This window comes from Arachnia propionica, from assembly GCF_003932785.1.
Classification (GTDB): domain Bacteria; phylum Actinomycetota; class Actinomycetes; order Propionibacteriales; family Propionibacteriaceae; genus Arachnia; species Arachnia propionica_B.
This window is the reverse complement of the sequence record NZ_RQYT01000012.1, coordinates 39,926-66,360: the sequence shown is the minus strand read 5'-3', so window position 1 is coordinate 66,360 and position 26,435 is coordinate 39,926. Positions and strand designations below refer to the sequence as shown.

Below are 26,435 nucleotides of genomic sequence, written 5' to 3'. Positions count from 1 at the left end.
CCCTACGCCATGGGAGCCTTCAAAGCCCTCCCCGTGGAGAAACAGAAGGCAGCAGCCCAAGGCCGCACACCAGACCCCCACACCCCCTTGGAACCACCTCAACGATCAGAATGACCATCGCAACACTCACCCCGGCCCACAACCTTCTTTTCCGCTGGTCGAGCCGGACTTCGTTGACGGCCGGGACGGCACGGTACTGGCACCGGGGGTGCAGAAACTCATCAATGACCCGGACTTCCCGAAGAACGGCCCGATCCTCATCATCACCGACGGCGACTGCGACATCTTCACCGTCCCCCGCGACCACGCCTTCCTGGTCCCGAAGGGCTGCCACCTCCCGTTCCGCCCCAAGGGAGACTTCTTCGAGATGAGCTGACTCTCGGGCCTCGGTCGGAGCAGCCAACTCACCGGGACGCCGTCACGGAGCGCAGTTGCTCCACCAGGACTCGCTCGTCGGCGGCTGCGAAGAACACGCCGTCCGCCTCTTCCACGAGGGTCACGGCCTGCTCCGCGACACGCACCCCTTCGCGGCTCAGCGCGATGAGCTTCTGGCGCGCGTCGGCCCGTCCGTCGACGCGACTCAGATGCCCCCTGCCCTCCAGCGCCCGGAGCACCTGGGAAGCGGTCATCGGGTCGATGCCGACCAGTTCGGCCACCCGACGTTGTGACGGCGGTTCGGCGGCCTCCTGCTCCAGCCACCACACGGCGGCGAGCACGACGAACTGGGTGTGGGTCAGGCCCACAGGCTCCAGGGCCGCCCGAACGGCTCGCTGCCACTGAAGCGTGACCCGCCACAGCAGGAAACCCGGGCTTCGGCGTGGGTCGTCGAATCGGGAGGTCATGCGGGCTCGCCCTCGAGGTGACGCAACAACCCTTCGCCGCTGGCCTGCGCGGAGTTCGCGAAACTGCGACGCAGGAGCCGGCCCCAGAGCCAACCGAGTGCCCCCACCACCGACACCTCGACGACGACGCGGCTGCCGTCGTGGCCGGGCTCCACCTGGTGCAGGAACACCAGACGCGCCCCGGGCAGTGAGGTTTCGTTGACGAGACGCCGCTCCTGCTCCAGGACCGTGATGGTGAACGTCGCACTTGGTCCGCTGCGGGGCTTGAGCTTCCCGACGGCCCCCACGACGGCTGGGCCCCGGAAGTCGACCTCGCTCACCTCGGGATCCCACACGGGCCAGGACTGTGGGCGTGCCCAGCAGTCGAAGATGGTCCGGGGCGGTAGCGGGCTGGTGGCCCGGAAGGAGCTGAGCATCATCATGCCGACAGTATGTGCACATACTATTGTGGTGCGCAAGGCGCGGCTCTGGTTGGATCCAGCACACCGAGGGAGTAACCTACGGAAGCGTAGGTTACTGAAACGTAGGTTGATGATGCAGCACTCCCCCGCCCCCCAGCCCCGCCTCGACTCACGTGGCGTGAAGCCCATGCTCCGGGGCTGGCTCCACCTCGGATTCACCCCTGCCCTGCTCATCGCAGGCCTGGTGCTCACCGTCTTCGCGCCGACCCTGGCGGGACGGATCGGCGTCGCCGTGTGGACGCTCAGCGGGGTGCAGTTGTTCGGCGTGAGCGCCGCCTACCACCGCGGCACCTGGCGCGACGCCACCCTGGAGTTGTTCCGCCGTCTCGACCACTCCAACATCTTCGTGTTCATCGCGGGCACCTACACCCCCCTCACCCTCACCCTCCTCGACGGCGCCTCGCGCTGGATCCTGCTCAGCCTGATCTGGGGCATCGCGATCCTCGGCGTGGTGTTCCGCACCTGCTGGCTGACCGCACCCCGCTGGCTCTACACGCTGCTGTACGTGGCCATGGGGTGGGTCGCGCTCGGCTGGATCGGCGAGTTCTGGGCCAGCGGCGGCCCCGCCGTCGTCATCCTCATCGCCGCCGGGGGCATCATCTACTCCATCGGCGCCATCGCCTACGGCACCCGCTGGCCCCGGCTGTCGCCGCGCGTCTTCGGCTTCCACGAACTCTTCCACGCCTGCACCATCGCCGCGGCCGTCTGCCACGCCGTCGCCATCGGCCTCGCAGTGTTCTGACAGTGTTCTGGCGCTCTAGAGTTGACCCATGGCACAACCCCTGAAGGACCTCATCGCCGCCGACTGGGCCGATGCGCTGGCCGACGTCGAACCCCGCATCCACGCCATGGGTGACTTCCTCCGCGACGAGATCGCCGCCGGGCGCAGCTATCTTCCAGAGGGGCCGAACGTGTTGCGCGCCTTCACCCGCCCCCTCGCGGATGTCCGGGTGCTGATCGTCGGCCAGGACCCCTACCCCACGCCCGGCCACGCCGTCGGGCTGTCCTTCTCCGTCGCCCGGGACGTGCGGCCGCTGCCGAAGAGCCTCATCAACATCTACAAGGAACTGGCCGACGACCTCGGCATCCCGCCCGCCCAGCACGGCGACCTCAGCGCGTGGTTCGACCAGGGGGTGCTGCTGCTGAACCGGGTCCTGACGGTGGCGCCGGGCAGTCCCGGATCACACCGGGGCAAGGGCTGGGAGGAGGTGACGACGGCGGCCATCTCGGCGCTGGCCTCCCGCGGCGGCCCGCTGGTCGCGATCCTGTGGGGGCGCGACGCCCAGTCGACGACCCCGCTGCTCGGCGACGTCCCGGTCATCGCGAGCGCCCACCCGTCGCCGCTGTCCGCCCGCAACGGCTTCTTCGGCTCCAAGCCGTTCAGCCGCGCCAACGCGGCCCTCGAGGCGCAGGGCGCCTCCCCCATCGACTGGGCACTGTGACCAACCCACGGTTTCGCCTGTCTTGACCCCGGCTCGCCTGCCATTCTGGCGGCTCTCCTGTCCAACAAGACAGGCAATGTGAAAGAAGGCAGGCCTTTCCACCCCAAGGCAGGCGAAACCAGTGATGAGGGCCGCAGCGGATGCACCTGTTGGTGCGGCCCCATACTCTTGTCCGCATGGACATTGACGTGGCTGGATTTCTTCAACGCAGGCTCAATCCGCAGCTGGTGACCCAGGAGGAGGCACTGCCCGGGCGCGATCAGCCGATCCTGGACCCGATCCCCCGTCACGCCGTCCTGGGGCTGCCGCTCGACGAGGTGCCCGAGGGTTGCGAGGTCGCCCATTTCGCGATGGGCTGCTACTGGGGCGAGGAGCGCCTGTTCTGGGAGACCGACGGCGTGGTCAACACCTCCGTCGGGTTCATGGGCGGCATCACCCCCAATCCGACGTATCGGGAGACGTGCACGGGCCAGACGGGCCACACCGAGACCGTGCAGGTGGTCTTCGACCCGGCGCGGATCAGCTACGACGACCTGCTGAGATTGTTCTGGGAGAATCACGACCCCACCCAGGGGTTCCGGCAGGGCAACGACGTCGGCACCCAGTACCGTTCCGCGATCTTCCCCACCGACGAGGCCCAGCTCGCCGCGGCCACCCGGTCCCGCGACGCCTTCCAGGCCCGCATGACGGAGTCGGGCTACGGGCAGATCACCACCGAGATCACGCCCGGGGCGACGTTCTACCGGGCCGAGGAGGAGCACCAGCAGTACCTCCACAAGAACCCGGGCGGGTACTGTCCGAACCACGCCACGGGCGTGCGCTGTGGCTGAGGTCGACTGCGGTTTCGACGACGGCGAGCGCTGGTTCCGGCTGCGCGCCGTCGCCGTCATCCTCCACGAGGGCTCGGTGCTCATGATGAGCAACGAGACCGACCCGTACCTGTACACGATCGGCGGCGGGGTGCATCACGGCGAGACGGCCGAGGAGGCCGCGATCCGCGAGGTACGGGAGGAATTGGGAGTTGACTACGGCATCGACCGGTTGCTGTTCATCCACCAGAACTTCTTCACCGACGAGCATTCCCCGCTGCTGGTGGGCCGGGCCTGCCATGAGGTGTCCTTCCACTTCCTCATGACGTTCGACCCGGAACAGCAGATCCGCCCGGGCGGGGTGACCCAGGACGGGAGACGGGAGCAGCCGGTCTGGGTGCCGCTCGCCGAGTACGGCCGGGACCGCCGCGCCTACCCGACCTTCTACGCCACCGAGCTGCTAGCCCCACCCAGGCATCCCCGCCTCATCACCACGGGACGTGGCAGCACACAACCCTCTACATGATAACTCCTGGCCAGAGTTACTCCTCCTTCCCCTTAATCTCTTCCATCCTCCTCCCTGGATGACTATCATTCCGATATCGGATCTATTCTATCGAAGGAGATGGGAATGAAGGTGAAGAGACGACTTGTCGCCCTCGCAGCAGCCGTCGCGCTGTTCGGCTCAATGGCCGCACCAGCGCAGGCTTACACTGAGAGCGGGCGACAGAACTGCTCGGGTGGTGGGGCAACCGTGTCTGTCCGAGGACAGATGCAGCGGCTCGACAAGGGACCGCTTATTCTCAAGATCAACGGTCGCCAAGTCGCCAAGCATTACGGCACATACTACGGTTACGGCCACTCATACGCCAGAACAGCCAACTGGTCAGCCAGCGCCGTAACCCTCCTCCGCTCAGGCTCCTACGGCTTCTGCACCCCACCGGCATGAGGCTCTCCGTAGCGCTCGCTGCTCTGGTGGGGGTGTGCAGTCTTGGCCTGGCCAGCTGTACGCCCCCGCCAGAGTCCAGCTCCTCCCCCAGCACCACCGCACCCCGGACCTGGGACCCCAGCTTGTGGGAGCCAACCGTGAAGATCACCGCCAAGACCTTCACAGAGGAAGAGCGCTGGGCTGTCCGCGCTGAGCAACTCAAGCACCTCGAGCCGGAGACGGGACCAGTGCCAGAGGTGGAACTCATCCGCTGGACCCAGAGTTACGAGGACTACTCCGTCACCATGTCACAGTGTTTGAAGGACGCTGGTTTTGATGTGACTCCCGGCTACAGAGGGCCAGACCTGGGGGAAGGGATCCCAGAAAGTCAGATCCCGGCTTTCGACTTGGCCTACTACAAGTGTGATTCCCAGTACACGTTGGACCCACGCCTTCGCGGCGACTGGTCCGAGGACCAGATAGGACTGGTCCACGACTACTTCGAGCAGTACTACATCCCCTGCATGAAGGCCCACGGCCAGCCCGTCGTCGAGGAGGGCAAACCCACCCGGGACGTCTACGTCGCCACTTTCTTCACGACTGAGGACCGTTGGTGGCCCTACCCGGCCGTGGAGGTCCCCGCCGATGTGGCCAAGGCATGTCCCGAACTCCCCCCTGACACCGCGTTGTACGGAGGATGAGTGAAGAAGTTCCTTGTCGCCGTGGCCGTGCTGCTCGCCCTGGGGATCGGTTTCCTCGCCGGGCGGGTCACCCTCGCCCCGCCCCAGGCCACCACCCAGGCCGACGACTCGTCGGTCACCGTCGAGGTGGTGGAGCGGGAACTCGGCCGGGTGCTGACCCTCAGCACCACCGTCGAGCGGGCCAGTGCTCCCGCTGCGGTCAACCGGCTCGAGGGCACCGTCACCGCCGTTGGTCCCGGCGGTGAGGTGACCAACGGCGACGTGCTGTACGCCGTCGACGGGGTGGCGGTGCGGGTCATCGCAGGTGCCATCCCCTTCCACCGGCCCTTGGGTGAGGGCGACAGCGGCCCAGATGTCACCCAGGTGCAGGCGGCCCTCGTCGCTGCCGGGCACACCACCGAGGCCCCAGACGGGCAGTGGCGCTCCTCCACCACCGCCGCGATGCGGGCCTGGCAACGCGCCGCAGGCCAACCCGAGACCGGGGCGATGGCCCTGGGCGAGCTGGTGGCCGTACCCACCCTGCCCGCCCAGGTCACCCTCGATGCCACCCTGCTGTGGCCCGGTGCCGCCCTGGCCGGGGGTGAGGTCGTCGTGCGCGCCATGAGCGGCGACCCCACCTTCGCCATGATTCTCACCCCGCAGCAGGCCGAGCTCGTCCCACCCCAGACCACCGTGACGGTCCGCCACGGCGACCACACCTGGGAGGGCATCACCGGCGAGCACATCCCGAACGACCAAGGGGTGAGCGTCCCCATCACCGCCCAGGACGGCACCCTGCTGTGCGGCGACCAGTGCGCCGCGCTTCCCGGCAAGGCCAACCTCCTCACCGACGTCCAGGTCATCCCGCCGGAGACCGGACCGGTCGTCCCCGTCGCCGCCCTCACCACCCAACCGGACGCCACCACCACCGTCACCGTCGTCTCGGGAGGCACCGACGAGCAGCGCACAGTCACCATCCGCACCGTCGCCGACGGCCTGGCCGTGGTCGACGGGGTGAACGTGGGCGAGCAGGTGCGGGTCTTCGGCCAGCCCTCGCCGCGCCCGGAGTCCTCCCCGTCATGACCGGGCTCAGCATCGAGGATCTCCGCTTCGCCTACGCCAAGGGCAACACGGAACTGTTCGACGGCCTGAGCCACCGCTTCACCCCCGGAGCCGTCACCGCGCTGACCGGCCCGTCGGGACGCGGCAAGTCCACGCTGCTGTACGTGCTCGGGCTCATGCTCACCCCCTCCTCCGGGACCGTCCACATCGGCGACGAGCCTGCCTCGGCCCTACCTGATCACCGCCGCGCCCACCTGCGGGCCACCCGGATCGGGTTCGTCTTCCAGGATTCGGAACTCGACCCGTCGCGGATCATCCTGGACTCCGTCGTCGAACCGGGACTCTACGCCGGGGCAGACCGCGGCGAGCTGCGCACCCGCGCCCGCGACCTGCTCACCCGCTTCGGTCTCGCCGAGCGGGCGGACCACCGCCCCGGCCAGATCTCCGGCGGCCAGGCGCAGCGCGTGGCCATCTGCCGCGCCCTGGTCAACTCCCCGACCATCGTGCTGGCGGACGAACCCACCGGCAACCTGGACCCGGACAACTCCGCCCTCGTCCTCGACGCCCTCGCAGAGGCGGCCGGGGAGGGCAGAACCGTGGTCGTCGCCACCCACGACCCCACCGTCGTGGCCCGGGCCGACGAGGTGCTGTCACTGTGAAGCTCCGCGACCTGCTCCGCGAGGCCCTTGCCGCCGCCCGCTGCTCCCCCGTCCCCAGCGCGCTGGTGGCTGTCGTCGTCGCCGCGACGGCGTGCGTCGCCCTCATCACCGTCGGCCGTCAGGCGGCGCTGGAGGCTGACCTGGCCCGGGAACTCGCCGGCCCCGGCGCCCGCACCGTCACCGTCACCGACGTGAACGGCTCCCGGTCCCTGGGCCCGGCCGCCGTCGATGTGCTGCGAGGACTGTCGAGCGTCGAGGCCGTGGTCGGCAGCACCACCCCCGTCGACGTGGTCAACGGGGCGGTCGGGGAACCGAAGGTGGCGCTCGTCGCCCTCGTCGGCGACATCGAGCGGGCCATCACCATCACCCGTGGCAGACTCCCCCGGTCCCCGGGCGAGGCCGTCATCTCGGTCGAGACGCAGCGACGCCTCGGCCTCAGCCACCCGGTCGGTCACCTGGACGGGACGGATGGGCGCCAGTGGGCCGTCGTCGGCTCCTTCGAGCCTCGGGAACCCTTCACCGACCTGGCCACGATGGCTGTCACCCGGTTCGACGGCGATGAACCGCTCCGTCAGATCCGCACCATCTCCATCAGCATCGACACCGCCTCCGCGACACAGAACGCCGCCCTCAGCATCGTGTCCGCGGGTGCGAACAAACTCAGCGTCGACTCCCCACTGGCGGCAGCCGCCGCCGGGAAGCTGGTGGAGCGGCAGGTCACGGGCTTCGGGCGTTCCCTCCTGCTGCTCATCCTGGGGGCGGGCGGGTTCTTCGTCGCCGTCGTGGTGCTGGCCGATGTGTTGATCCGACGCCGGGACCTCGGCCGACGCCGTACCCTCGGCATCACCCGCGGCGACCTCATCACCCTGGTCGCGCTCCGCACCGCCATCCCGGCGGGTCTCGGGGCGGGTACAGGGATAGCGCTCGGCCTGGGGCTGGGGGCCCTGTGGGGACACGCGCCGGGCCTGGACTTCGCCGCTGGGGTCGCGGTACTGGCCTGCATGACGGCCCTGCTGGCGTCGATCCCCCCGGCTGTGCTGGCTGCGAACCGAGACCCCGTGGCGGTCATGCGGACAGCCTGACCCCCTCGGGTGGGTCGATCAGCCGTCGCCGCACTCCAATTTCGCTGGTCGAGTCGGCCCGCGAGCAACGCGAGCCACCCGTGTCGAGACCTCCAACGCCACGTGCTGAGGATACGGGCCACCTTCTCTCCGTTGGTCGAGCCGAGGCCGGAGGCCTCGTGTTGAGACCTCCGCAACCATCCCGGCGAACCCGCACCGGGTCTCGACACGGCCCCCGCCACTGCGTTCCGGCGAGCGGCTCAACCAACAGAAACCGAGGGAAAAGTTCTCCCCAACCCCTTGCACTAGAACACCCATTCGATTACAATGGGGTCATGAACCCCCTCCCCGCCACCCTCGCCGAGGCCTACCAGGCCATTCATGAGGCGGACGCCCACGCCCGGGCGGCGGAGGTGGCCCTCATCGTCGGGATCGCGAAAGCCGCGGAGTTGTATGAGGTCGACGATGCTGCGGTGATGGAGGCTGTGGAAGGGTTCCTTGAGCCGGGTGGGGACGGGACGCCGTCGGTGGGTGAGTTCCTCGCCCACGAACTGGGTGGGATCCTTCAGATCTCCCCCGATGCGGCGTTGGAGAAGATCGGAACGGTTCTGGACGTCAGGTTTCGGTTCCCGGCGTTGTGGGAGGCCTTCCTCACGGGGAGTCTGCGCTGGTGGCAGGTCGCCGAGGTGGTGAACCGGCCAGCCATCTCCCAGCTGAACGCGGAGGCAGCCTCACGGTTGGATCGGAAACTCGCCGTCGCTCTCAGGTTGTGGTCGTGGCAGCGGATCCGCCGCAACCTGGAAGCATGGATCATCGCCGCCGACCCAGATGCGGCCCGGGAACGAGAGACCCGGCAGCGGGAGAACCGCTACGTGGCAGTCGATACCGTCAAGAACGGCCACTGCGCGTTGTACGGGATCCTGGATCCCCGCGACGCGATCGACTTCGACCACGCCCTCACCGAGGTCGCGAAAACCCTCCCGGCCGAGACCGGGGATCTGAAACAACGCCGCGCCGCCGCCGTCGGAGTCCTCGCGAGACGGGCGGGTGGGCAGGACATGCTGCCCCAAGCCACCCTCATCGTGCACATCAACGCCGACGACCCCGCCCTTGATCCGGATGCCGATTCGTCGGGTGTGGTTGAGGTGGAGCGGTGGGGCGCCTTCCTCACCAGCCAGCTTCCTCGATTCTTGAAGGACTCGAAAGTCACCGTCCGACCGATCGTTGACCCACTCCGTCATGCACCGGAGGATCTCCACGACCCCTCGCTCGGGCTCCGCGCCGCGGTCACCGCATTGATGCCGGTGGATGTGTTCCCCTACGCCTCCCGGGCCTCCCGCAGTTGTGATGTGGATCACACGATCCCCTACCGGGACGGCGAAACCGGGCAGACCCGCTGGGGGAACCTCGCACCCCTGGCGCGCAGGTCACATCGGGCAAAGACCTTCGGCGGCTGGACACTCACCCAACCCGCGCCGGGCTGGTTCCACTGGAAGTCTCCGGCAGGGTTTGAGTATCTGGTGCATGCCACCGGCGGCACCATCCACCTGCGAACCCCCGAACCAGTCGTGCGGGTGGAGGAGCCACCTCCACCCTGGCTCGACCCACCAGAACCCCCAGAGACCAGACCGGTGGAATCCGAGGCCTGGGAATGGATCCAATACGCCCTCCACTGAACACCCTCTTTACGCACCCCGTTGACCGAGGTCGATACCCCCTGCCTCCGGCTGAAGAAGCGTCGGTGAGGATCCTCTTTCTCCACGCTGGTCGAGCCGAGGGGTCCCTCTTCCCTCCGTTGGTCGAGCCGGGACCCGGAACGCAGTGGAGGGACCCGTGTCGAGACCCCGTGACCGTTCGCAGGGACTGTTGCGGAGGTCTCGACACGCTCGCTTCGCTTCGCGGCTCGACCAGCGGAAGAGCGTCTCCCGGGCGCTAGCCCTCAGCGCGACGACGCAGCATCGTCGGGACCCAGACCGGGACGTACGGAGAGACGCAGCCTGCCGAGGTGGGGTGATCCCTCAGGATCCCCAGCCGCAGCCCCATCTCCAGCACCCGCTCCCGCTTGTCCTCATGCTCGATGCCGATGTTGCCGAGGCAGGTGTTCATCGCCCACTGGAGTCGCTCCGGGGCGGCCTGGATGCCCGCCTCGATCCGGTCCAACAAGTCATCCAGATCCAGCACCTCCGGCTTCTTGACGACCCGGTCCGTCGCCAACGCCCACCCCGCGGCCGCCACGTCCGGCGACTCGTCGTCCATCCAACACTTCCGCAACGCATCGGCGTGAACGGACTTCGCGACGAGGTAGCTCACGAACCAGTCCCGCTCCTTGTTCGTGGCCGCCTCCCTCAGCCACCGGTCCAGCTCCTCCTCCGAGAACTGCTTCGGCCGTGCGACAAGGAGCGCGACCAGCCTGGCGTTGGGTTGCCGCGTCGCCCAGAGCGCCCGCGCCAGCTCCGGCTGGGCCCCCAGTTGCTTGGCAATCCCACGCACCTTCGTCAGGTTCACCGAATGGGTGTTCCCATGGCGAAGGTTGATGGCGAGCGCCTTCGGATCCTCCAGGGATTCCAGCTCGGCCAGCACGTCGGGAAGGACAGGTCGAATCACGCGTCCATCCTAATCAGCCCGCGATTTCACGCCCAGCCCGGGGGCAGGAACCGTGCAGACGAAATTGAAGGTTGAGACAAAACGTTGAAACAAATCTGCCCGGAAGGACGACGCGGTCGACGTGCAGGAGCCGGGGAGCGGCCCCCGAGGTCTCCTAGAATGACCGGGTGAAGCCGACCCGAGCAGCCGCCATGACCCTTCTGGTGCTGCTCGCAGGCTGCGCCCCCGGCCATCCCGGGGCCCCTGGGAGCCCGTCCACCAGCCCCACCACGACCGCGTCGGAGACAGCTTCCCCGTCGCCGACCCCCACCACCCCGGTGCCGATGCGCCTGACCAAGGAGCTCACCCACGGCGGGGCGGAGCAGGTGCTGAAGCGGATCGCGAAACTCCACGGCAACCTGCCCGCCCTGAAACTCGACGTCTCGGAGACGGAACTGACCGTCACCCTCCTCACCCGGCAACAGCAACCGTTGACATTGCGGTGGCGCGACGAGCAGATCGTCGAGGTCGACTCCGACGTGCAGTACCTCGGGCAGAGCACCTTCCACCCCACCGATTTCGCGCTCGGCAACATCGACGGGATGTTCACCACTGCCGAAACCCTCGGGGCGAAGGGCGGCGACAAGGTACTGCAGATCGTCGAGTACCGGCCCGGCGAGGTCTTCATGACCGTCACCACCAGCCCCGAGAGCAAGACCGTGTTCTTCACCCGCGACGCGCAGCCGGTGCGCAACCTCGGTTTCTCCTCCGTCGCCGACATCACCCAGGGAATCACCGACGTCGTCGCCGGGGCCAGGTCCGCCGCCCAGGTCGGCTTCGCCCCCGACATCGGCTACTGGCTCGACCTGCCACCCAACGCGGGCGTCACGGAACGTCGTTCCCGCACCGGGGCCCTGCCCGTGTTCGTCACGCGACGCAACGAAGCCACGGACCGTCCCTTCTTCGATCCGGCGGCGATCGACCCCCTCGTGCTGGCCCGCGGCATCGAGAAGTACAGCCCGGACCCGGCGAAACCGTGCCGGGTGGAGATCGACTCCCGATTCACGAAGGTGGCGCCGACGGTGCGTTTCGACTGCGACGGCAGGATCCACTGGACGGATCTGATGGGCCAGGAGTACGCCGAGGCGGAGCTCAGCTGAGCAGACCCATCCGTTGGGCCTCCGCGGTGAGTTCGTCGCGGACGCGGGGATGCGCCACCTGGATCATCCCGAGCGCCTGATCGCGCTGGCTCGCCCCGAAGATCCGGGCTGCTCCCTGCTCCGTCACCACCCACGACGGCTGCAGTGACGTCGTCGACTCGCTGAGTTTCGGCACGATGGTGGAGCGGTCGGCCTTGGGGTGCCACGACTTGAGGGCGATGATCGACTGCCCGCCCGGGGAGTGGATGGCCCCGACGACGAAATCCGCCTGGCCGCCCGTACCGGAGATGATCCGGTCATTGACCCGGGTGGCGTTGACCGCGCCGAACAGATCGACCTGCAGGGCCGTGTTGATGCTGGTGACCGCAGGCTGCTGGGCGATCATGCCGGGGCTGTTCGTGGTCTCGCAGCGCAACAGCCGCAGCTGCGGGTTGCTGTCCGCCCAGGCGTACATCTCCGCCGACCCGTAGGCGAAGGTGGCGGTGATCGGGTGATCCGGGTCGAGGACCCCCGTCATCGCCAGGTGGTGGAAGCCGTCCGCCATGAGCTCGGTCCACACCCGTAGGCGTTTCGCCCCGCGGAGGGCCTTCAGCACCGCCCCGGGCAGGGCACCGATCCCCATCTGGAGGGTGCCGCCCTCGGGGATCATCGCCGCCAGTCGCTCACCAAGGGCCGCCGACTCGTCGTCGATGGGGACGTCCCCGGCGACGGGAACCGGTTCGGCGATCTCCACCGCCAGGTCGATGTCCGCCACGTCGAGCACCCCGTCGCCGTGGATGAAGGGCATCTCCTCGTTGATCTGGGCGATGAGCACTCCGCCGCGGGCCTTGAGGGCCTCAATGGCCCCGGGGATGATCTGCACCTCGATGCCGAGGCTCACCTTGCCGTCGACGACGCGGGAGGTCTGAACGGCGACGACGTCCGGGGGCAGGGTCATGGCGAACAGTCTCGGAGTGACGGACAGCCGTGCCGGGTAGTAGTCGACGCGTGGGTTCCCGCGGAGACCGGAACCGACGAAGCTGGTCTCGATCCGCACCCCGTCACGGTCAGGCAGCCGCCCCAGACCGTTGACGATGAACAGTCGATACTCGGGCACGGCGGCATCGAGGAGGTCGAGCAGGGCACGGGGAGTGCCGAAGCTGCCCTGGGTGACGATGCGGGGATTGGCGGGCAGGGCGGGCAGGGCCTGCCCCAGCTGTTCCGGGCTGACGATTCTCACAGGTCGGCATCCGAGACGGAGAAGGTGTCACAGGACCTGGGGTTGCCCGTGTCGAAGCCGATACTGACCCAGCGCTGCCGCTGCTCGGAGCTGCCGTGGGTCCAGGACTCGGGGTTGACGAAGCCTCCCTGCTGCCGCTGGATGTGGTCGTCGCCGACCGACTTGGCCGCGTCGGCGATCCGCAGCAGGTCATCCTTGGAGACGGCCGCGATGGGCGATTGGGGGTCCTTGACGGTGTTGTGGAAGAACACCCCCGCGTAGCAGTCGGCCTGGAGCTCGAGGCGGACCTGCTCCGAGCCATCGCCGGAGTCGCGCTTGATGGAGCGGATGATGCCATCCAGGTTCTGGATGTGGTGTCCGTACTCGTGGGCGACGATGTACAGCTCGGCGGCGTCGCCACCGGCGGCACCCAGCTGGTTCAGCAGCGTCCCGACGAAGGAGTCGTCGATGTAGACGGTGGAGTCGCCGGGGCAGTAGAACGGCCCCATCTGGGTCTGGCCCATGCCGCACGCCGTGCGGACGGTGCCGGAGTACAGTTCCATGTCGGCGTACTTGTAGTCGCGAATGGCCCCGGACCAGTACTTCTGTACGGCGGTCTCGTAGTAGGCCCACCGGCAGTCGCGGTTCTTCTTCGCGTCCTGGCCACTGCACTCCGTCTGGTAGGAGCCGGGCTGGGCGTTGGAACCGCCCCCCTGACCACCCATGAGATCACCGACGTTGAGGCCGAGCGAGGGGCCGAGGAACAGGGCCAGGAGCAGGATCAGGACGCCACCGATGCCCCCGCCGACTGCCATCGGGCGTCCACCCCGGCCACCGCCCAACCCGCCGCCGAGGCCACCGCCGAAGCCGCCGCCGGAACGGCCACCACCCCCACCCGCTCTGCGGGTGCGGGTACCGGAAAGGTCCGCGCTGTCGCGATAGTCCACGTCTCCTCCTGAGAACGACCTACCCCAGCCTATCCGAGAAGGAATAAGAGGGTGCGTGGATAGGGGGGTCGTCACGAGGATCGTCACGGTGACCTCATGGCAAGGCGGACGACGAAGAGCGCACTGGACCGTGCGTTCGAGGAGGACAACACAGCCGGGGGGGCACCGGGGCGACCGCAGTAGATGCGCCTATCCGCGCACCCTCTAAGGTTGACGGATGCGCATCCTCGGCTTCTCGGACGACAGCTGCCTCGTGACGAGCTTCGAGGTCGGCCACGGCCAGCACCCGAGACACACCCTGTTCCGCCAGGGCTGGGTGCCGCTGCGCCCCTTGTCAGCCCGGCTCATCGACGAGGACGTCGAGGTGTCGTTCCGGGTGCGGCCGGTGCGGGGCAGGGACCGGGAACCGCTGGTCCGTCCGGTGCATCACGAGGAGCCGGACAGCCCCGAGATCCCGACGGTGCATCAGCGCATCGGGGCGTACGCGGTGGTGCTGTCCCCCATGGGGCTGCTCGGCACCGTGAACTCCAACCTCACCCGGGCGCCCGGGACCTGGACGCTGCCTGGCGGCGGCCTCGACGCCGGGGAGGCCCCGGAGGACGGGGTGCAACGCGAGGTGTTCGAGGAGACCGGTCAGCGGGTGCGGCTTGGCGAGCTGCTCGCACTCCAGTCCGATCACTGGATCGGCAGGGCGACGAACGGGGTGCTGGAGGACTTCCACGCCCTGCGCATCATCTATGCGGCGGAATGCGGGACACCCAGCCGTCCCGTGCTCCACGATCTGGGGGGATCGACGGAGCGGGCCGACTGGGTGCCGTTGGAGTCCTGGCGGGATCGCCGCTGGACGAAGGCGGCGCGCCGGGTGCTGAACCAGCACCTGGAGCGCGTCGCGGGTCAGTCCTGCTGGAAGTAGGACAGGATGCGGAGGATCTCGACGTAGAGCCAGACCATGGTGACGGTGATGCCGAAGGCAGCACGCCACGACTCGGAGGCCGGGGCCTGGGCCTCGATGCCACGCTCGACGAAGTCGAAGTCGATGACGAGGTTGAACACGGCGAGGCACACGGCGAGGACCGAGACGCCGATGGACAGCAGACCAGCGCCGGAGCCGACCTCACGCAGCCCGGTGTTGATGCCGAGCATGGCCAGAACGAAGTTGACCAGCATCACGCCGGCGAAGGCCATGGTGGCGATGGTCACCATCTTGCGGAACTTGCCGGTGACGCGGATGTTGAAGAACTTGTAGGCGGCCAGCGTGGCGCCAGCGGTGACGAAGGTGGCCAGGACGGCCGACATCACGATGCCGGGGTAGAAGGTCTCGAACACCTTCGAGATGCCACCGATGAAGACACCCTCGAGGATGGCGTAGACGGCCAGACCCACCGGGCTGATCTTCGCGCGCATCCCGACGATGAAGGCGGCGGCCAGGGCGGCGAGGCTGCTACCGATGGCGACGGGGATGGCGAGCTCAGCCGGCACCACCATGAACGCCGCGGCGGCGACCGCGAAGACGATGAGGAGCGAGATGGCGGTCTTGGCCAGGACGTCGTCCAGGGTCATGACGCCGCCGACACGCTGCGGCTGGGGCTGCTCGTAGCCCATGGGGGCGCCCGGCTGTCCGTACGGGGCCTGACCGGGCTGCGGGTAGCCGAAGCCCGGCTGGGGCTGTCCGTACCCCTGCTGCGGGTAACCGTAACCCGGCTGGGGGTAGCCGTAGCCGGCCGGCTTCGGAGGACGGTTGAACGCCTCACTACGGGAGAACACGGGGTTGGCCATGCTTGATGCCCTTCACATTCGTTTGACTCTTGCCCTCCAGTCTAGACGCCAGCGGGGACAGAACCCAGACCTCTCATCGTATGACCTTGCGGGAACAGGGATCCGGCACGACGGTCGCCCTGCGTCGTCGTCGACGCGAGGGAACACAGCCCCTGCGGGGCATCCACCATCGGCCTTAGAGGGTGCGCGGATAGGCGGAGTTGACCTTCAGGAAGCCTTTCGGTCTCTACCAATCGGCGAGCTGTTCATCTGATGATGCTGGTGGCAGGCCGCGATCATCTCATCGTCGTGGGTGGCGATGACGACCGTGGCCCCCTTGGCTGCGAAGTCGGCGAACAGCTCCACCACCAGGCGACGGTTCGCCGCATCCAGCGAGGCCGTCGGCTCGTCCACGAAGAGCACATGGGCGTCACGATGGATGGCGCGGGCCAGGGCGAGGCGCTGTTTCTCCCCACCGGAGAGATGGCTGGCCAGCTCGTCCTCCCGTCCCGCCAGGCCGACGTGTTCCAGCACGGCCTTCAGCTCAGCGGTTTCGCCTCTCCGCCGCAGGATGACGTTGAAGGCCACCGACTCATCATCGATGATCCCGTAGTCCTGCAGCACGAAGGCCGCGTGATCTCGCCAGAAAGCACGGCAGGATCGCGCACTCCCCCCTGAGATCACCGCCCCATCCGCGGTGACCTTGCCCTCGCTGGGCGGCAGCAGCAGTCCGAGGGTGTGCAGCAGGGTGGTCTTGCCGGACCCCGACGGCCCGATCAGAGCGGTCATCTCCCCTGGCACACATCGGACGGACTCTCCCACGATGATCTGCTTCTGGTCGATCCTGACTCCGACGTCATGGGCTTCGATGAGCATGGGTCTCCGAATCCTTCCTAGAGCTTTCGATGCGTGATGCGGGCGAAGATCGTCGCGGCGGCGGCGGCATGGGCGAGGTACAGCACAGCCAGCCCCACAATCCCCGCCACCGCAGTCGCCAGCAGTGCAGCGGGGGTTTGCAGCTGGAGGAACAGGGCCACGGCCACCACCACGGCGCCAAGGATCAACTCACGGCGGGCGCGTGGCCGTGTCACCTGCTCCCAGGTGGCACCACTCAGTCGCATCGGGAAGTCACGGCGGGTGTTGAGCAGGGCAGCAATCACCGCGTTCACTCCGGCCGCGACGAGGAAGGCAGCCGTCATGGCCACCACGGCGACACTCAGGATGCGCGCCAAGTGGGCTGCGAACTGGGCGCGCAGGATGCCCTGCTCCGCCGCATACAGCGGAAGGATCGCTCCCTCCACCCCCAACTCGGCCAGCCCGGCCTCATCCAGCCCGGCCTCGTGCAGCAAATCATTCGTCTCAGCCACCCCAGTCAGCAGGACATTTCCGGTGGAGGCGAGGCTGACGAGATTCGATGGATTGAACACCGCCTGCACCGTCGGCGCCTCGATCACCAGGACATCAGTCAGGAAACTCAACTGCCCTGGCCTGCCGCCATCAGCCACCGGGTACGCCACTCCCTTTGCCGGAACATGCAGCCTGAGATCCGCCAAGACCTCTTCTTCAGAGCGAGTGCCTCTGCTCCAGATCTCCCAGGACTCCCCCAGGCCTCGTTGGATCACCGGCCATTCCTGCTCCATGGAAACCGGAACGAGCGCATCCTTGCCAACCGACGTCGAGACGAGATTCATCCACCCGGAGTTGACAATGGAGATGGCGGAGTAAGGCCCGAAATCAGCAGACCAGTCCGACTCCTTGATGGTGTAGGACATGACGACCTGTCCTTCGGATTCAGCACGGGAAACCGCCTGCTGGACTCGATTCGCCACGACATCGAGATGATCCGGGCCGACTTCGAAGCCCAACATGACCTGATCAGAGAACTCATACCACGTGGCAAGCTGTTGGGCGGTCTGCTCCGTCTCCTGAACGGCCAGCCACGCTGGCCCTGCCGAAGCAACCAGGGCGAACAGCGTCAACGCTTGGACGATGCGTGCTGGTCGCTGCAGCATCGTCACCGCGGGCTTCCGAGTGGCGAACAGTGCGGCACTGGGCCAGGCCACCACCGACAGCAGGAGGATCACGACCCCACACAACACGAAGGCGATGATCTCGAAGGAGACCATCGCCTGGGCGAAGAGCGGAACGTGAAGCCAGCCACGAGAGAGCCCGACGAGCCCGCAGCACAGCACCCCCACCAGCACAGCGCTGCCCAGCAGATACAACAGATATCCTCCGATGTCCTGGGCCTGGATACGCCACGGCGAGCCTCCGGCCAACACTCGCAACGCGCGGGACCTGGCCCTGGCGGCAAGCCAGAACACCGTGAGCGCCGCCACGAGCAGGGCGGCTGCCGCCACCGGAGCCATGAAACCGCTCTGCGAGGCTGAGACCAGCGACCGTACCGTGTCAAGCACGGAGGCCTCCGTCACGGTGACCCCGATCCCCTCTGCCCTCAGCGCGCTGACTGCCTCACCCAACCGGGCCGGATCCACCACGAGGTAGGCCCCATCAGGCTTGGAGTTCGCAAGCCGCTCCGGGGCCACCACCTCGGAGTCCCGCTGCTCCCCGAACCACTCCACACTGCGCAGCGATTGCCCGTTGATGGCCACGAACACCTCACGCCCGGTGTCCTCGAGGTCGGGGGCCACCTTGTACAGCCCGAGGTGGTACTCCTCCCCAGTCCTTCGGAGCAACTCCCGACCTGCATCAGCTGCGATCCCGGTCTGGCTGAAGTCAACCGTGATCTGAGCCTCCACCCCCAGGCTCTGCGGCCAACTGCGGTCATGGAAGTCGGCAACCATCGCCGCCATGAATCCCAGCAGGCCGAACAGCACGACCATCGTCGCGGCAACGACCTTCCTCTGCACGAAACCTCCCGAAATCCTTCAGCTCACCTTGTTCCTGACGGGCGTGGCGCAACGTAATCCATTGCACCACGCCCGCGGAGAACGGTCAGCAGACCCTGTAGTAGTACCTACCCTCCAGCCCTCGGGAGTTGAGCGTCCAGATCTCAGCGATCGACTTGTTCCCCGGACTCGTGTCGATGCTCCGGGCCGTCTTCTGGATATTCCCGTAGATCCTCTTCTGCACGGTGCTGCCGTGGCACTTGTTGACCGTGTAGTACGAACGCATGAAGAGCTCGTAGTAGCCGTACTCCCACTTACCCCCTGCGCTCGGGTACTGCGTTCGCATCCCCGGCGACTCCCACGCGCCTGCACCAGCGACCTGTGCTCCTGCGAACAGCCCCACGGCGACCACCGTGACCGCGACTCGCTTCCCCAAGTTCCACTGCATGACGGACTCCTCTCCGTACTGTCGACCACAGCGACAGGTGTCTGGTCAGCGCCGTCGCCTTCCCCTGTGGTCCGGGTTTTCAGGTTGTCCCCGGTGGCCCCTGTGCCCACCGGGTGAGCAGGCCCGCTCATCCTTCATGTTTCCGGCTTGCTCCAAAGTGTGACACGAGTTCGCGACATTTTCGGCACATCGCTGGCCGGTTCTTCCGCTCCCCCTGCACAAGGACTGCTCGGTGCCCCCGACGGGATTCGAACCCGTACTTGGGCGGGTTTAAGCCGCCTGCCTCTGCCAATTGGGCTACGAGGGCTGGTCCAACAGTTCCAGGGCGATGCCGTCGAGGATGTCGGTCTCGCTCACCAGGACCTCACCCGACGGGACCCTGGCGCTGATCTCGTCCAGGATGAGGGTCCCCGCCCCGATCACCCCGGCGCGCAGCGGATGCATGCACGGTTCCTGCTCGATCTCCGCGACCGGGGTGGTGTTCCAGTGCCGGACCGCTGCCTCGATCCTGGCCCGGCTCAGCACCGATCCGTGGACGGCCTCGCGGGAGTAGGCCGAAAGCCCCAGAGCCCTGGCCGCCGTACTCGTCACGGTGCCCGCCACCCCGACCGCCGTCGCGATGGACGCGAACTCCACCCCTGAGCCGTCGAACATGCCGCCGATGAAGCGGCGTGCCGCCTGGAGTTCCGACTCCTGTGGGGGGTCCGAGGGCAGCAGCCGCTCCCTGACCCGCACCGCGCCGACGTCCAGGGACACCGCCCAGGTCACCGCGCCGTCGTCGTCGAGGACCACCAGCTCGGTGGACCCTCCCCCGATGTCGAACACCAGCACCGGCGCGGGCGCATCCACCCCCGACAGCACCCCGGCGCTCGACAGCCGGGCCTCCTCGTCACCGGAGATGATGGACGGCTCCACCCCCAGCCGCTGCCGCACCCCGTCGACGAACAGCTGACGGTTCGTCACGTCCCGGGCCGCAGAGGTGGCGACGAAACGGAGCCGCTCCACGTCATGGTCGGCGATGATCCGGGCGAACTCCTCCACGACGACGAAGGTCCTGGCCAGGGCGTCGGGATGGAACTCCCCTGTCGCGTCGACCCCCTGACCGAGACGCGCCAGCCGCACCTCCCGAGCCAGCTCGCGCAGGGTCTCGCCGTCACGTCGCAGGATCAGCAACCGCACGGAGTTGGTGCCGCAGTCGATGGCGGCGACGGTGGTCATGGGGCGACCTCGCAGCAGATGTCCCCGATCCGCTCGCGGATGAGTTCGAGGGCCTCGTCGCCGAGCGGATTCACCCCCGGCCCGGCGGCGAGGGCATGGCCGACGAGCACGTGGAGACACTTGACGCGGGTGGGCATGCCCCCGGCGGAGATGCCCTCGATCTCGGGCACCATTCCGAGCGCGGCCCGATCCGCGAGATAGGCCTCATGGGCCAGGCGGTACCGGGCGGCGAGGTCGTCGTCCTCCAGCAGCCGCCGCGACATCTCGGCCATCACTCCCTCCGCCTCGAGGGCGGAGCAGGCCGTCACCAGCTTGGGACAGGTGAGGTAGTACACGGTCGGGAAGGGGGTGCCGTTCTCCAGCCGCGGCGCCGTCTTCACCACGCCGGGCCTGCCGCAGGCGCACCGCCACGCGATGTCGACCACCCCGCGCGGGGGCCGACCGAGCTGCGCCTCGAGGATCTCGAGATCCTCCCGGGAGATGGTGGGGTTCATGGGGTTCCTGACGGGCTCGGCATCGGAATGGACGGGACGGTGTCCTCCTGCCCCTCGACGGGGCTGTCCGCGACCTTCACCGACCCCCACAGACCCTCCCACCACAGGCCGCCGCCATGGCGGGTGGGGGCGAGGACCGTCGAGTCGCCGCCGATCGGTTTCCCGTCGGCGCCGATGACCCGGTAGCCCGTCTCGCCGGGCAGCACCCAGCCCAGCCGCTCCCGGGCCTCGGCCTTGATGAAGGCGGGGTCGCGCCAGCGTTCCAGCTGGTCCTCCAGCTCACCGATCCGCTCCCGGGTGGCGTGGATCTCGGCACGCTTCGCCGCGATCTCCTGTGCCTGCGCGAAGTACACGCGGAGGCTCTGCGCCAGGGTGACACCCAGGGCGGCCAACACGACGGCGAGCAGCAGCAGCCGCCACGTCACCGCGAGGGCACGATCCGAGCCCCGGGGGCGACGGGGCGACTCCTCGATGTCGTCGGCCTCCTCGACGTCCACGGGACGGGGCCGGGTACGGCCCGAGACGCGTTCGCCACGACGAGCAGCGGTCCGGGACCGTGGCGAACCACGACCCGGACCGCTGCTCATCGGCTTGCTGCGAGGTGCTCCAGGCATGCAACCAGTGTGACGGATCCGTCGGTGGGATCAGCCCTTGAAACGCGGGAACGCGGAACGACCGGCGTAGACGGCCGCGTCGTCCAGGTTCTGCTCGATGCGCAGCAGCTGGTTGTACTTGGCGACACGGTCGGTGCGGGCCGGGGCACCCGACTTGATCTGACCGCAGCCCAGCGCCACCGAGAGGTCGGCGATGGTGACGTCCTCGGTCTCGCCGGAACGGTGCGACATCATGGTGCGGTAGCCGTTGCGGTGCGCCAGCTCCACGGCGTCGATGGTCTCGGACAGCGAACCGATCTGGTTCACCTTGACCAGCAGGGCGTTCGCGGTGGCGGTGTCGATGCCGCGCTGCAGCCGCTCGACGTTGGTGACGAACAGGTCGTCGCCGACGAGCTGGACCTTGTCGCCGAGACGCTCGGTCATGGCCTTCCAGCCGTCCCAGTCCTCCTCGTTCAGCGGGTCCTCGATGGACACGAGCGGGTAGGCCTCGACGAGTTCGGCGTAGTAGTCGATCATCTCGGCCGCCGACTTCACGGCACCCTCGAACTTGTACCCGCCGTCGCTGTAGAACTCGCTGGCGGCGACGTCGAGGGCGAGGGCCACCTGGGAGCCGGGCTCGTAGCCGGCCTTCTTGATGGCCTCGACGATGAGGTCGAGGGCGGCGCGGTTGGACTCGAGGTTCGGCGCGAAGCCGCCCTCGTCGCCGAGGCCGGTGCTGAGCCCACGCTCCTTGAGGACCTTCTTGAGGGCGTGGTAGACCGCGGCCCCCATCTCGACAGCCTCGGCGAAGGTCTCGGCGCCGATCGGGGCGATCATGAACTCCTGGATGTCGACGTTGGAGTCCGCGTGCGAGCCACCGTTGAGGATGTTCATCATCGGCACGGGCAGGATGTGGGCGTTGGGGCCGCCGACGTACTGGTACAGCGGCAGTTCCGCATCCTCTGCGGCCGCATGGGCGACGGCGAGGGAGACGCCGAGGATGGCGTTGGCGCCGAGCTTGGCCTTGTTCGGGGTACCGTCGAGCTCAATCATGGCCAGATCGATGGCGCGCTGCTCACGGGCGTCGAAACCGAGGAGTTCCTCGCCGATGACGTCGAGGACGTTCTTGACGGCGGTCTGGACCCCCTTGCCACCGAAGCGCTCACCTCCGTCACGCAGCTCGACGGCCTCGAAGGCGCCGGTGGAGGCCCCGGAGGGGACGATGGCACGCCCGGCGGCCTGGGAGTCGAGGACGACCTCGACCTCGACGGTGGGGTTGCCGCGGGAGTCGAGGACCTCGCGGGCGTCGATGAACTCAATAGCTGCCATGGGGAGCCCTTCTGTTGTTGTGGCGACGAGAGTGTCTGCGAGCCCAGCCTACCAACGCGCGCACCTCGCCCATCAGCGGCCCGGGCTCCTCCGCTTGACCACCTGGGCAACGAGTTCCCTGCTGCACCCGACGGCCGCGGCGATCGCCCCGTAGGACCAGCGTTCCACGTCCTCGGCCCGGAGCCTGCGGATCAGGTCGTCGCGCTGTGCCCGCAGCTCCGCCGCCCGGCGCTCCGCCTCGGCCGCGCGTTCATGCATCTCCCTGGCCCGGGCCGCGGTCACGTCCGACACCCCGCCGACACGGCGAGAGGCGCCGCCCCTGGCACCGGTTGGTGCCGGGACGACGCCACTGAGGGGATCGTCAGAGCCCACGCGAGAACTCCGAGATGAGGTTCGGAACACTCAGGTCGAAGCCCGCCACGTCGAGCATGCCGGGATCCTCCGGGTCGGCGATGGTGAACTCCGTGGCGGTCATGCCCACCACGATGAGCTTCGCATCGATCCCCGTCCGCTCGCGGTATTGGCGCAGCGCCTGGTGCGGGTGGATCTTCCCGCTCCAGGTCTCGTTGTCGGTGTGGACGATGAAGGTGTCGACCATCAGGTTCCGCTTCTCGGCGTACAGCATCGGCTGCGCGCAGTCCGTGGTTCCGAACGGCAGATCCTCCATCCGACGCAGCACGTCGTCGAGACGCTGCTTCGGCGAGATGTCCAGGGGGACGAACAGGTCCTGGAAGGCCATGACCTGCACGGCGGGCTCGGTGGCGAGCTGCACGAGGCTGAGCGCCGCCGACGCCTCCCGCGGGGAGAGCGGCGTGCCCGCGAGTCCGCCCCAGGTCATCGACCCGGAGACGTCCAGCCCGATGAGGGTCCGCTTCCCCGCCGGGGTGACCTGCCCGAAGGCGGCGTAGAAGGCGGCGTCGAGCGCGTCGCTCACCTTGGCGGTGGGCTCCCACGTGGCCGTCCCCCGGAACGACCGCCCGGCGGTGTAGGTGCGGGCGGCCGCGAGGATCGCGACGGGGTGGACCCGGGCGCGACGGAGCCGCTGCGGGTCGGTGAGCTGCGCGCACACCTCGTCCGTGCGGCCGCCGAGCCCCGGCAGCATCCCGAGCCGGGTGAGGCGCGGCAGTTGCCTGAGCAGCGCGGTCTGCGGGATGCCGACGTCCAGGAGCGCGTCCCAGACGGCGGTCTCCTTGAGGGCCGCGTCGGGCAGCATCTCCCAGGTCAGGTGATGCCTGCGGATGAGCTCGGTCCACGAGGCGACGTCGGTGGCCGCCTGGGCCTCGACGAAGCCGCGGATCAACGCCGGGGTGTGGTCGTCGACCGCGGCCCGCGTGATCCACTCGAACGTGGAGCGCAGCTCCGGCACCACCGTCGCCGGGTGGGACAGTCGCAGCAGGTCGCGGTGGCTCCAGCCCTCGCGCTGACGGTACTTGACCGCTTGGTAGGCCAGGGCGTCCGCGCCCTTGTCCAGGTACCAGTTCCCGACGGCCCGCCTGAGTCCTCGGCCCCAGCCGCGGAACTGCTCGACGTAGCGGGCGAAGGCGAACAGGTGGGTGCCGGTCCGGGCGACCCGGGGCAGGGCCGCCAGCGCGAGCGGGGCCGCGTCGGCGACGGAGGTGGCGTAGGCCAGGGCGAACAGCGCAGGCCCCTGCTTGGGCGCGATGCCGCCCTCGGAGACTTCGACGATGGCCTCGACGAGGCCGACCGGGTCGGCTGCCGCCATCCGGGCGAGCACTTGGGCGTTGTCCAGCGCGAGTTCCCGCGGGGAGGCGTAGTAGGTGCCGCCGTCGACGCCCAGGGTCAGGAAGCGACGCAGGCGTGCTCGATCGTCGAGCTGGAAGGTGTGGCCGCCCGCACTGTTGGGGACCTGACGCGAGTCCGCCGGTTCGTTCTGCGGCGTGGTGCGGGTGCTGATGCTGCGAAGGGGATCCATGACGTCGCCTCCTTTCTGGTTGCCATGGCAGTCATGGGGTGCTGGGGCCGGGCGGGCGTGGGGTGAGGGCCGGATGGGGCTTGCGCCCGAGTGTTCTGGACCGCTGAACTACCCCGAAGGGGGCGGGATTCGAACCCGCGTCTCTTCCGTGAGAGGGATAACCGACACTCTTCGGCCCGCCCGGGCCGAGCACGAGGGCTGCCCGGGCGTGGGGTGGCATCCGGCGTCAGAACGCCTGGGGCGTTCTGACGGATCATCGGGTGGCGATCCGTTTGGGGACTTGAACCCCATCTCCCGAGGATTTGCTCCAAGGGATTTACCGATAACCGAACACCGTCGGCCCGGGCAGCAGGTATGGAATTGTGGTGGGCCGGGCGGACGTGGTGGCGAGGACCGGAGCAGGGCGCTCTGCCTGGTTGAGCCACACCAACGGTGGCGGGATTCGAACCCGCAACCTCCCTGTCCCTGAGGTAACCGACCCTCATCGGCCCACCCAGCGAAACGAACATGAAGTTGTGGGGCCGAACGGACATGGTGTGAAGACCGGCTGGCTTTCGCCGACTGCTCTACCAGCTGAGCTACCCCCGAGGGGGGCGGGATTCGAACCCGCGACTCGTCCATTATCAGTGATAACCGATCTCCTCCGGCCCGTTCGGACCAGCTGTGTAGAACAGTACACACCTGTCAGAGGCATGTCAACCGGGTGCTGCGTCGCCGCCCTTCACCCCGGTTCGCCGCCCTTCACCCCGGCTCGCCTGCCTTGACCCCGGCTCGCCTGCCTCCGCCCTCTCACCACCCGACGCCCACCCACCCGCTCTGACGCCGTTGGCCCCGACGCCCCCCTGCCCTCGCCCGTCGCCAACCTCGCCCGTCGCCAACCTCGCCCGTCGCCAACCCTGAGCACGAATCGCCGCCCTGCTTCGATGTCAGCGTTGACATCGAAGGCTCGGGTAAGCAACCCGGCGGTTCCTGCCCACGACGCCCGTGGGTTTTTCCACAGTTCACGGGAACGAGGGCGCGAGGTGACCGATCGCGGCTGATGCTGCCCATGAAGAAGTATGAGCATCTACCTGAGCAACCCTGGTTTCGGCATCATCACGCGACAGGAGGCCCTGCGTTCCGGCATGTCGCGTCGCGAGTTCGACGCCGCCGTCGCCGTCGGGCATCTCACCCGGCTGGATCGGTGTCATTACGCACTCCCCGAGGCGGATGCGGACGTGGTCGCGGCCGTCACGGCGGGGGCGTCGCTCGCGTGCACATCGGCGCTTCTGTTGCACGGAGTCGACACCTGGAACGACGCGGATCTGCACCTGCAGCTCCCGCGATACAGCCATCGCACCCGTCCGCTCCCCGAGAGGGCACGCCTCTGTGAGCGCAGGGACGACCCGTCACGCCACGTGGCGCAGTCCCTTGACCACGCCCTGTTGTGCCAGGCCCGCCATCACTCGACGGAACAGCTCGTCGTCTCCCTGGACAGCATCCTTCATCGAGGGCTGAGGACCCGGGCAGAACTCCACTTCCTCCTCCAAGGAGCCGGGGAACGGATCGGCACGGCATTGTCGCTGGCGACCGCTGCAGCCGAGTCACCCCTGGAAAGCGTGCTCCGTTTCCGGCTGGCCCGGAATCGCCTCCGAGCGGTGCCGCAAGTGGTGATCCCCGGCGTGGGCCGGGTGGACCTGCTCGTGGCGGGGAGGCTGATCGTGGAGGGGGACAGCAAGCAGTGGCACGACAACGAGGACAGCTTCGAGACCGATCGCCGTCGGGACCGCGAGGCGATGATCCGCGGGTACGACACGATCAGGGTGACCCACCGCCAGCTGGTGGACGAATGGCCGTCGACCCTGCACGCCATCCAGTCCGCGCTCAAGAGGAACCGACGCCCCGTGCCCGCCGGGACCGCGTCGCCCCGCTGTACACGAATCGCCGCTTTGCTTGGCTGAGACGCGGTTTGAAACGTTCCAAACGAAGCAGAACGGCGGTTCGT

The 26,435-nt window shown here is 68.1% G+C and carries 29 protein-coding genes and 3 tRNA genes; 14 read left to right on the top strand and 18 right to left on the bottom strand.

Annotation, left to right across the window (positions count from 1 at the left end):
- Positions 1-208: 208 nt before the first annotated feature.
- Positions 209-376: a hypothetical protein gene (locus EII35_RS15885; RefSeq protein WP_185744222.1), complete on the top strand. Its 168-nt coding sequence runs from the start codon at positions 209-211 to the stop codon at positions 374-376.
- 28 nt (positions 377-404) lie between these two features.
- Here EII35_RS15885 and EII35_RS07200 read toward each other — a convergent pair whose 3' ends face one another.
- Both EII35_RS07200 and EII35_RS07195 read right to left on the bottom strand, forming a co-directional pair.
- Complete coding sequence (locus EII35_RS07200) at positions 405-842, bottom strand: MarR family winged helix-turn-helix transcriptional regulator (protein ID WP_125227786.1); 438 nt, start codon at positions 840-842, stop codon at positions 405-407.
- On the bottom strand, positions 839-1,264 hold the full coding sequence (locus EII35_RS07195) for an SRPBCC family protein (RefSeq protein ID WP_185744221.1): 426 nt from the start codon (positions 1,262-1,264) through the stop codon (positions 839-841). The genes EII35_RS07200 and EII35_RS07195 overlap by 4 nt, the downstream gene beginning before the upstream one ends.
- Before the next feature lie 109 nt (positions 1,265-1,373).
- Here EII35_RS07195 and trhA point away from each other — a divergent pair, with 109 nt between their 5' ends.
- The 10 genes from trhA (at position 1,374) to EII35_RS07145 (ending at position 9,620) form a co-directional block, all read left to right on the top strand.
- On the top strand, positions 1,374-2,045 hold the full coding sequence (trhA, locus tag EII35_RS07190) for a PAQR family membrane homeostasis protein TrhA (RefSeq protein ID WP_260465049.1): 672 nt from the start codon (positions 1,374-1,376) through the stop codon (positions 2,043-2,045).
- A gap of 28 nt (positions 2,046-2,073) precedes the next feature.
- Positions 2,074-2,745 (top strand): uracil-DNA glycosylase, encoded by a 672-nt coding sequence (locus EII35_RS07185; RefSeq protein ID WP_125227784.1) that lies wholly within the window; start codon positions 2,074-2,076, stop codon positions 2,743-2,745.
- A 176-nt stretch (positions 2,746-2,921) separates the two neighbouring features.
- Positions 2,922-3,575: a peptide-methionine (S)-S-oxide reductase MsrA gene (msrA, locus tag EII35_RS07180; RefSeq protein WP_125227783.1), complete on the top strand. Its 654-nt coding sequence runs from the start codon at positions 2,922-2,924 to the stop codon at positions 3,573-3,575.
- Positions 3,568-4,080, top strand: coding sequence for an NUDIX hydrolase (locus EII35_RS07175; RefSeq protein WP_221739699.1), 513 nt, complete (start codon positions 3,568-3,570; stop codon positions 4,078-4,080). The genes msrA and EII35_RS07175 overlap by 8 nt, the downstream gene beginning before the upstream one ends.
- Positions 4,081-4,185: 105 nt before the next feature.
- On the top strand, positions 4,186-4,503 hold the full coding sequence (locus EII35_RS07170) for a hypothetical protein (protein ID WP_125227782.1): 318 nt from the start codon (positions 4,186-4,188) through the stop codon (positions 4,501-4,503).
- 137 nt (positions 4,504-4,640) lie between these two features.
- Positions 4,641-5,183 carry a hypothetical protein gene (locus tag EII35_RS07165; RefSeq protein ID WP_125227781.1) on the top strand — a complete coding sequence of 181 codons (543 nt, stop codon included), beginning with the start codon at positions 4,641-4,643 and terminating at the stop codon, positions 5,181-5,183.
- Positions 5,184-6,245, top strand: coding sequence for a peptidoglycan-binding domain-containing protein (locus EII35_RS07160; RefSeq protein ID WP_125227780.1), 1,062 nt, complete (start codon positions 5,184-5,186; stop codon positions 6,243-6,245).
- Positions 6,242-6,883, top strand: coding sequence for an ABC transporter ATP-binding protein (locus EII35_RS07155; RefSeq protein ID WP_125227779.1), 642 nt, complete (start codon positions 6,242-6,244; stop codon positions 6,881-6,883). The genes EII35_RS07160 and EII35_RS07155 overlap by 4 nt, the downstream gene beginning before the upstream one ends.
- Positions 6,880-7,965: an FtsX-like permease family protein gene (locus EII35_RS07150; protein ID WP_125227778.1), complete on the top strand. Its 1,086-nt coding sequence runs from the start codon at positions 6,880-6,882 to the stop codon at positions 7,963-7,965. The genes EII35_RS07155 and EII35_RS07150 overlap by 4 nt, the downstream gene beginning before the upstream one ends.
- Positions 7,966-8,279: 314 nt before the next feature.
- Entirely contained in the window at positions 8,280-9,620 is a 1,341-nt protein-coding gene (locus tag EII35_RS07145) for a DUF222 domain-containing protein (protein ID WP_125227777.1), read from the top strand.
- Between the two features lie 256 nt (positions 9,621-9,876).
- Here the strand turns inward: EII35_RS07145 and EII35_RS07140 are convergent, their stop codons facing one another.
- Positions 9,877-10,548: a DNA alkylation repair protein gene (locus tag EII35_RS07140; RefSeq protein WP_125227776.1), complete on the bottom strand. Its 672-nt coding sequence runs from the start codon at positions 10,546-10,548 to the stop codon at positions 9,877-9,879.
- A 167-nt stretch (positions 10,549-10,715) separates the two neighbouring features.
- Here EII35_RS07140 and EII35_RS07135 point away from each other — a divergent pair, with 167 nt between their 5' ends.
- Positions 10,716-11,687 carry a hypothetical protein gene (locus tag EII35_RS07135; RefSeq protein ID WP_125227775.1) on the top strand — a complete coding sequence of 324 codons (972 nt, stop codon included), beginning with the start codon at positions 10,716-10,718 and terminating at the stop codon, positions 11,685-11,687.
- Here the strand turns inward: EII35_RS07135 and EII35_RS07130 are convergent.
- Both EII35_RS07130 and ypfJ read right to left on the bottom strand, forming a co-directional pair.
- Complete coding sequence (locus tag EII35_RS07130; RefSeq protein ID WP_125227774.1) at positions 11,680-12,906, bottom strand: acetyl-CoA hydrolase/transferase family protein; 1,227 nt, start codon at positions 12,904-12,906, stop codon at positions 11,680-11,682. The genes EII35_RS07135 and EII35_RS07130 overlap by 8 nt on opposite strands.
- A complete protein-coding gene (ypfJ, locus tag EII35_RS07125) occupies positions 12,903-13,832 on the bottom strand; it encodes a KPN_02809 family neutral zinc metallopeptidase (protein WP_125227773.1) in 930 nt (309 codons plus the stop codon). Before ypfJ ends, EII35_RS07130 begins: the two co-directional genes overlap by 4 nt.
- 217 nt (positions 13,833-14,049) lie before the next feature.
- Here ypfJ and EII35_RS07120 point away from each other — a divergent pair, with 217 nt between their 5' ends.
- The gene (locus tag EII35_RS07120; RefSeq protein WP_125227772.1) at positions 14,050-14,745 is read left to right on the top strand and encodes an NUDIX hydrolase; all 696 of its coding nucleotides are present in this window, start codon (positions 14,050-14,052) and stop codon (positions 14,743-14,745) included.
- On the opposite strand, the gene EII35_RS07115 is transcribed toward EII35_RS07120, so the two are convergent.
- The 13 genes from EII35_RS07115 to EII35_RS15875 form a co-directional block, all read right to left on the bottom strand.
- Complete coding sequence (locus EII35_RS07115) at positions 14,727-15,608, bottom strand: Bax inhibitor-1/YccA family protein (protein ID WP_125227771.1); 882 nt, start codon at positions 15,606-15,608, stop codon at positions 14,727-14,729. The genes EII35_RS07120 and EII35_RS07115 overlap by 19 nt on opposite strands.
- Before the next feature lie 207 nt (positions 15,609-15,815).
- Positions 15,816-16,463: an ATP-binding cassette domain-containing protein gene (locus EII35_RS07110; RefSeq protein ID WP_125227770.1), complete on the bottom strand. Its 648-nt coding sequence runs from the start codon at positions 16,461-16,463 to the stop codon at positions 15,816-15,818.
- A gap of 17 nt (positions 16,464-16,480) precedes the next feature.
- Positions 16,481-18,457, bottom strand: coding sequence for a hypothetical protein (locus tag EII35_RS07105; RefSeq protein WP_125227769.1), 1,977 nt, complete (start codon positions 18,455-18,457; stop codon positions 16,481-16,483).
- Between the two features lie 85 nt (positions 18,458-18,542).
- Positions 18,543-18,884, bottom strand: a complete 342-nt coding sequence (locus EII35_RS07100) for a lactococcin 972 family bacteriocin (protein ID WP_125227768.1) — start codon at positions 18,882-18,884, stop codon at positions 18,543-18,545.
- Positions 18,885-19,117: 233 nt separating this feature from the next.
- A tRNA-Leu gene (locus EII35_RS07095) sits at positions 19,118-19,191 on the bottom strand.
- Positions 19,182-20,102, bottom strand: coding sequence for a Ppx/GppA phosphatase family protein (locus tag EII35_RS07090; RefSeq protein WP_125227767.1), 921 nt, complete (start codon positions 20,100-20,102; stop codon positions 19,182-19,184). Before EII35_RS07090 ends, EII35_RS07095 begins: the two co-directional genes overlap by 10 nt.
- Positions 20,099-20,596 carry a DUF501 domain-containing protein gene (locus EII35_RS07085; protein WP_125227766.1) on the bottom strand — a complete coding sequence of 166 codons (498 nt, stop codon included), beginning with the start codon at positions 20,594-20,596 and terminating at the stop codon, positions 20,099-20,101. Before EII35_RS07085 ends, EII35_RS07090 begins: the two co-directional genes overlap by 4 nt.
- Positions 20,593-21,210 carry an FtsB family cell division protein gene (locus EII35_RS07080; RefSeq protein ID WP_125227765.1) on the bottom strand — a complete coding sequence of 206 codons (618 nt, stop codon included), beginning with the start codon at positions 21,208-21,210 and terminating at the stop codon, positions 20,593-20,595. Before EII35_RS07080 ends, EII35_RS07085 begins: the two co-directional genes overlap by 4 nt.
- A 30-nt stretch (positions 21,211-21,240) precedes the next feature.
- Complete coding sequence (eno, locus tag EII35_RS07075) at positions 21,241-22,518, bottom strand: phosphopyruvate hydratase (protein WP_125227764.1); 1,278 nt, start codon at positions 22,516-22,518, stop codon at positions 21,241-21,243.
- Positions 22,519-22,590: 72 nt separating this feature from the next.
- Positions 22,591-22,890: a hypothetical protein gene (locus EII35_RS07070; RefSeq protein ID WP_125227763.1), complete on the bottom strand. Its 300-nt coding sequence runs from the start codon at positions 22,888-22,890 to the stop codon at positions 22,591-22,593.
- Positions 22,880-24,451: a TROVE domain-containing protein gene (locus tag EII35_RS07065; protein WP_125227762.1), complete on the bottom strand. Its 1,572-nt coding sequence runs from the start codon at positions 24,449-24,451 to the stop codon at positions 22,880-22,882. Before EII35_RS07065 ends, EII35_RS07070 begins: the two co-directional genes overlap by 11 nt.
- 114 nt (positions 24,452-24,565) lie before the next feature.
- Positions 24,566-24,624 (bottom strand) — tRNA-Ser (locus tag EII35_RS15880).
- A 257-nt stretch (positions 24,625-24,881) separates the two neighbouring features.
- A tRNA-Ser gene (locus tag EII35_RS15875) sits at positions 24,882-25,034 on the bottom strand.
- Between the two features lie 475 nt (positions 25,035-25,509).
- On the opposite strand from EII35_RS15875, the gene EII35_RS07060 reads away from it, so the two are divergent.
- Positions 25,510-26,391: a type IV toxin-antitoxin system AbiEi family antitoxin domain-containing protein gene (locus EII35_RS07060; RefSeq protein WP_125227761.1), complete on the top strand. Its 882-nt coding sequence runs from the start codon at positions 25,510-25,512 to the stop codon at positions 26,389-26,391.
- Positions 26,392-26,435: the final 44 nt, after the last annotated feature.

Coding starts and splice junctions, on each gene's coding strand:
- EII35_RS07200 (WP_125227786.1), bottom strand. CDS start 842: ATGACCTCCCGATTCGACGACCCACGCCGAAGCCCGGGTTTCCTGCTG.
- EII35_RS07195 (WP_185744221.1), bottom strand. CDS start 1,264: ATGATGATGCTCAGCTCCTTCCGGGCCACCAGCCCGCTACCGCCCCGG.
- trhA (WP_260465049.1), top strand. CDS start 1,374: ATGATGCAGCACTCCCCCGCCCCCCAGCCCCGCCTCGACTCACGTGGC.
- EII35_RS07185 (WP_125227784.1), top strand. CDS start 2,074: ATGGCACAACCCCTGAAGGACCTCATCGCCGCCGACTGGGCCGATGCG.
- msrA (WP_125227783.1), top strand. CDS start 2,922: ATGGACATTGACGTGGCTGGATTTCTTCAACGCAGGCTCAATCCGCAG.
- EII35_RS07170 (WP_125227782.1), top strand. CDS start 4,186: ATGAAGGTGAAGAGACGACTTGTCGCCCTCGCAGCAGCCGTCGCGCTG.
- EII35_RS07155 (WP_125227779.1), top strand. CDS start 6,242: ATGACCGGGCTCAGCATCGAGGATCTCCGCTTCGCCTACGCCAAGGGC.
- EII35_RS07145 (WP_125227777.1), top strand. CDS start 8,280: ATGAACCCCCTCCCCGCCACCCTCGCCGAGGCCTACCAGGCCATTCAT.
- EII35_RS07120 (WP_125227772.1), top strand. CDS start 14,050: ATGCGCATCCTCGGCTTCTCGGACGACAGCTGCCTCGTGACGAGCTTC.
- EII35_RS07115 (WP_125227771.1), bottom strand. CDS start 15,608: ATGGCCAACCCCGTGTTCTCCCGTAGTGAGGCGTTCAACCGTCCTCCG.
- EII35_RS07110 (WP_125227770.1), bottom strand. CDS start 16,463: ATGCTCATCGAAGCCCATGACGTCGGAGTCAGGATCGACCAGAAGCAG.
- EII35_RS07100 (WP_125227768.1), bottom strand. CDS start 18,884: ATGCAGTGGAACTTGGGGAAGCGAGTCGCGGTCACGGTGGTCGCCGTG.
- EII35_RS07090 (WP_125227767.1), bottom strand. CDS start 20,102: ATGACCACCGTCGCCGCCATCGACTGCGGCACCAACTCCGTGCGGTTG.
- EII35_RS07085 (WP_125227766.1), bottom strand. CDS start 20,596: ATGAACCCCACCATCTCCCGGGAGGATCTCGAGATCCTCGAGGCGCAG.
- EII35_RS07080 (WP_125227765.1), bottom strand. CDS start 21,210: ATGCCTGGAGCACCTCGCAGCAAGCCGATGAGCAGCGGTCCGGGTCGT.
- eno (WP_125227764.1), bottom strand. CDS start 22,518: ATGGCAGCTATTGAGTTCATCGACGCCCGCGAGGTCCTCGACTCCCGC.
- EII35_RS07065 (WP_125227762.1), bottom strand. CDS start 24,451: ATGGATCCCCTTCGCAGCATCAGCACCCGCACCACGCCGCAGAACGAA.
- EII35_RS07060 (WP_125227761.1), top strand. CDS start 25,510: ATGAGCATCTACCTGAGCAACCCTGGTTTCGGCATCATCACGCGACAG.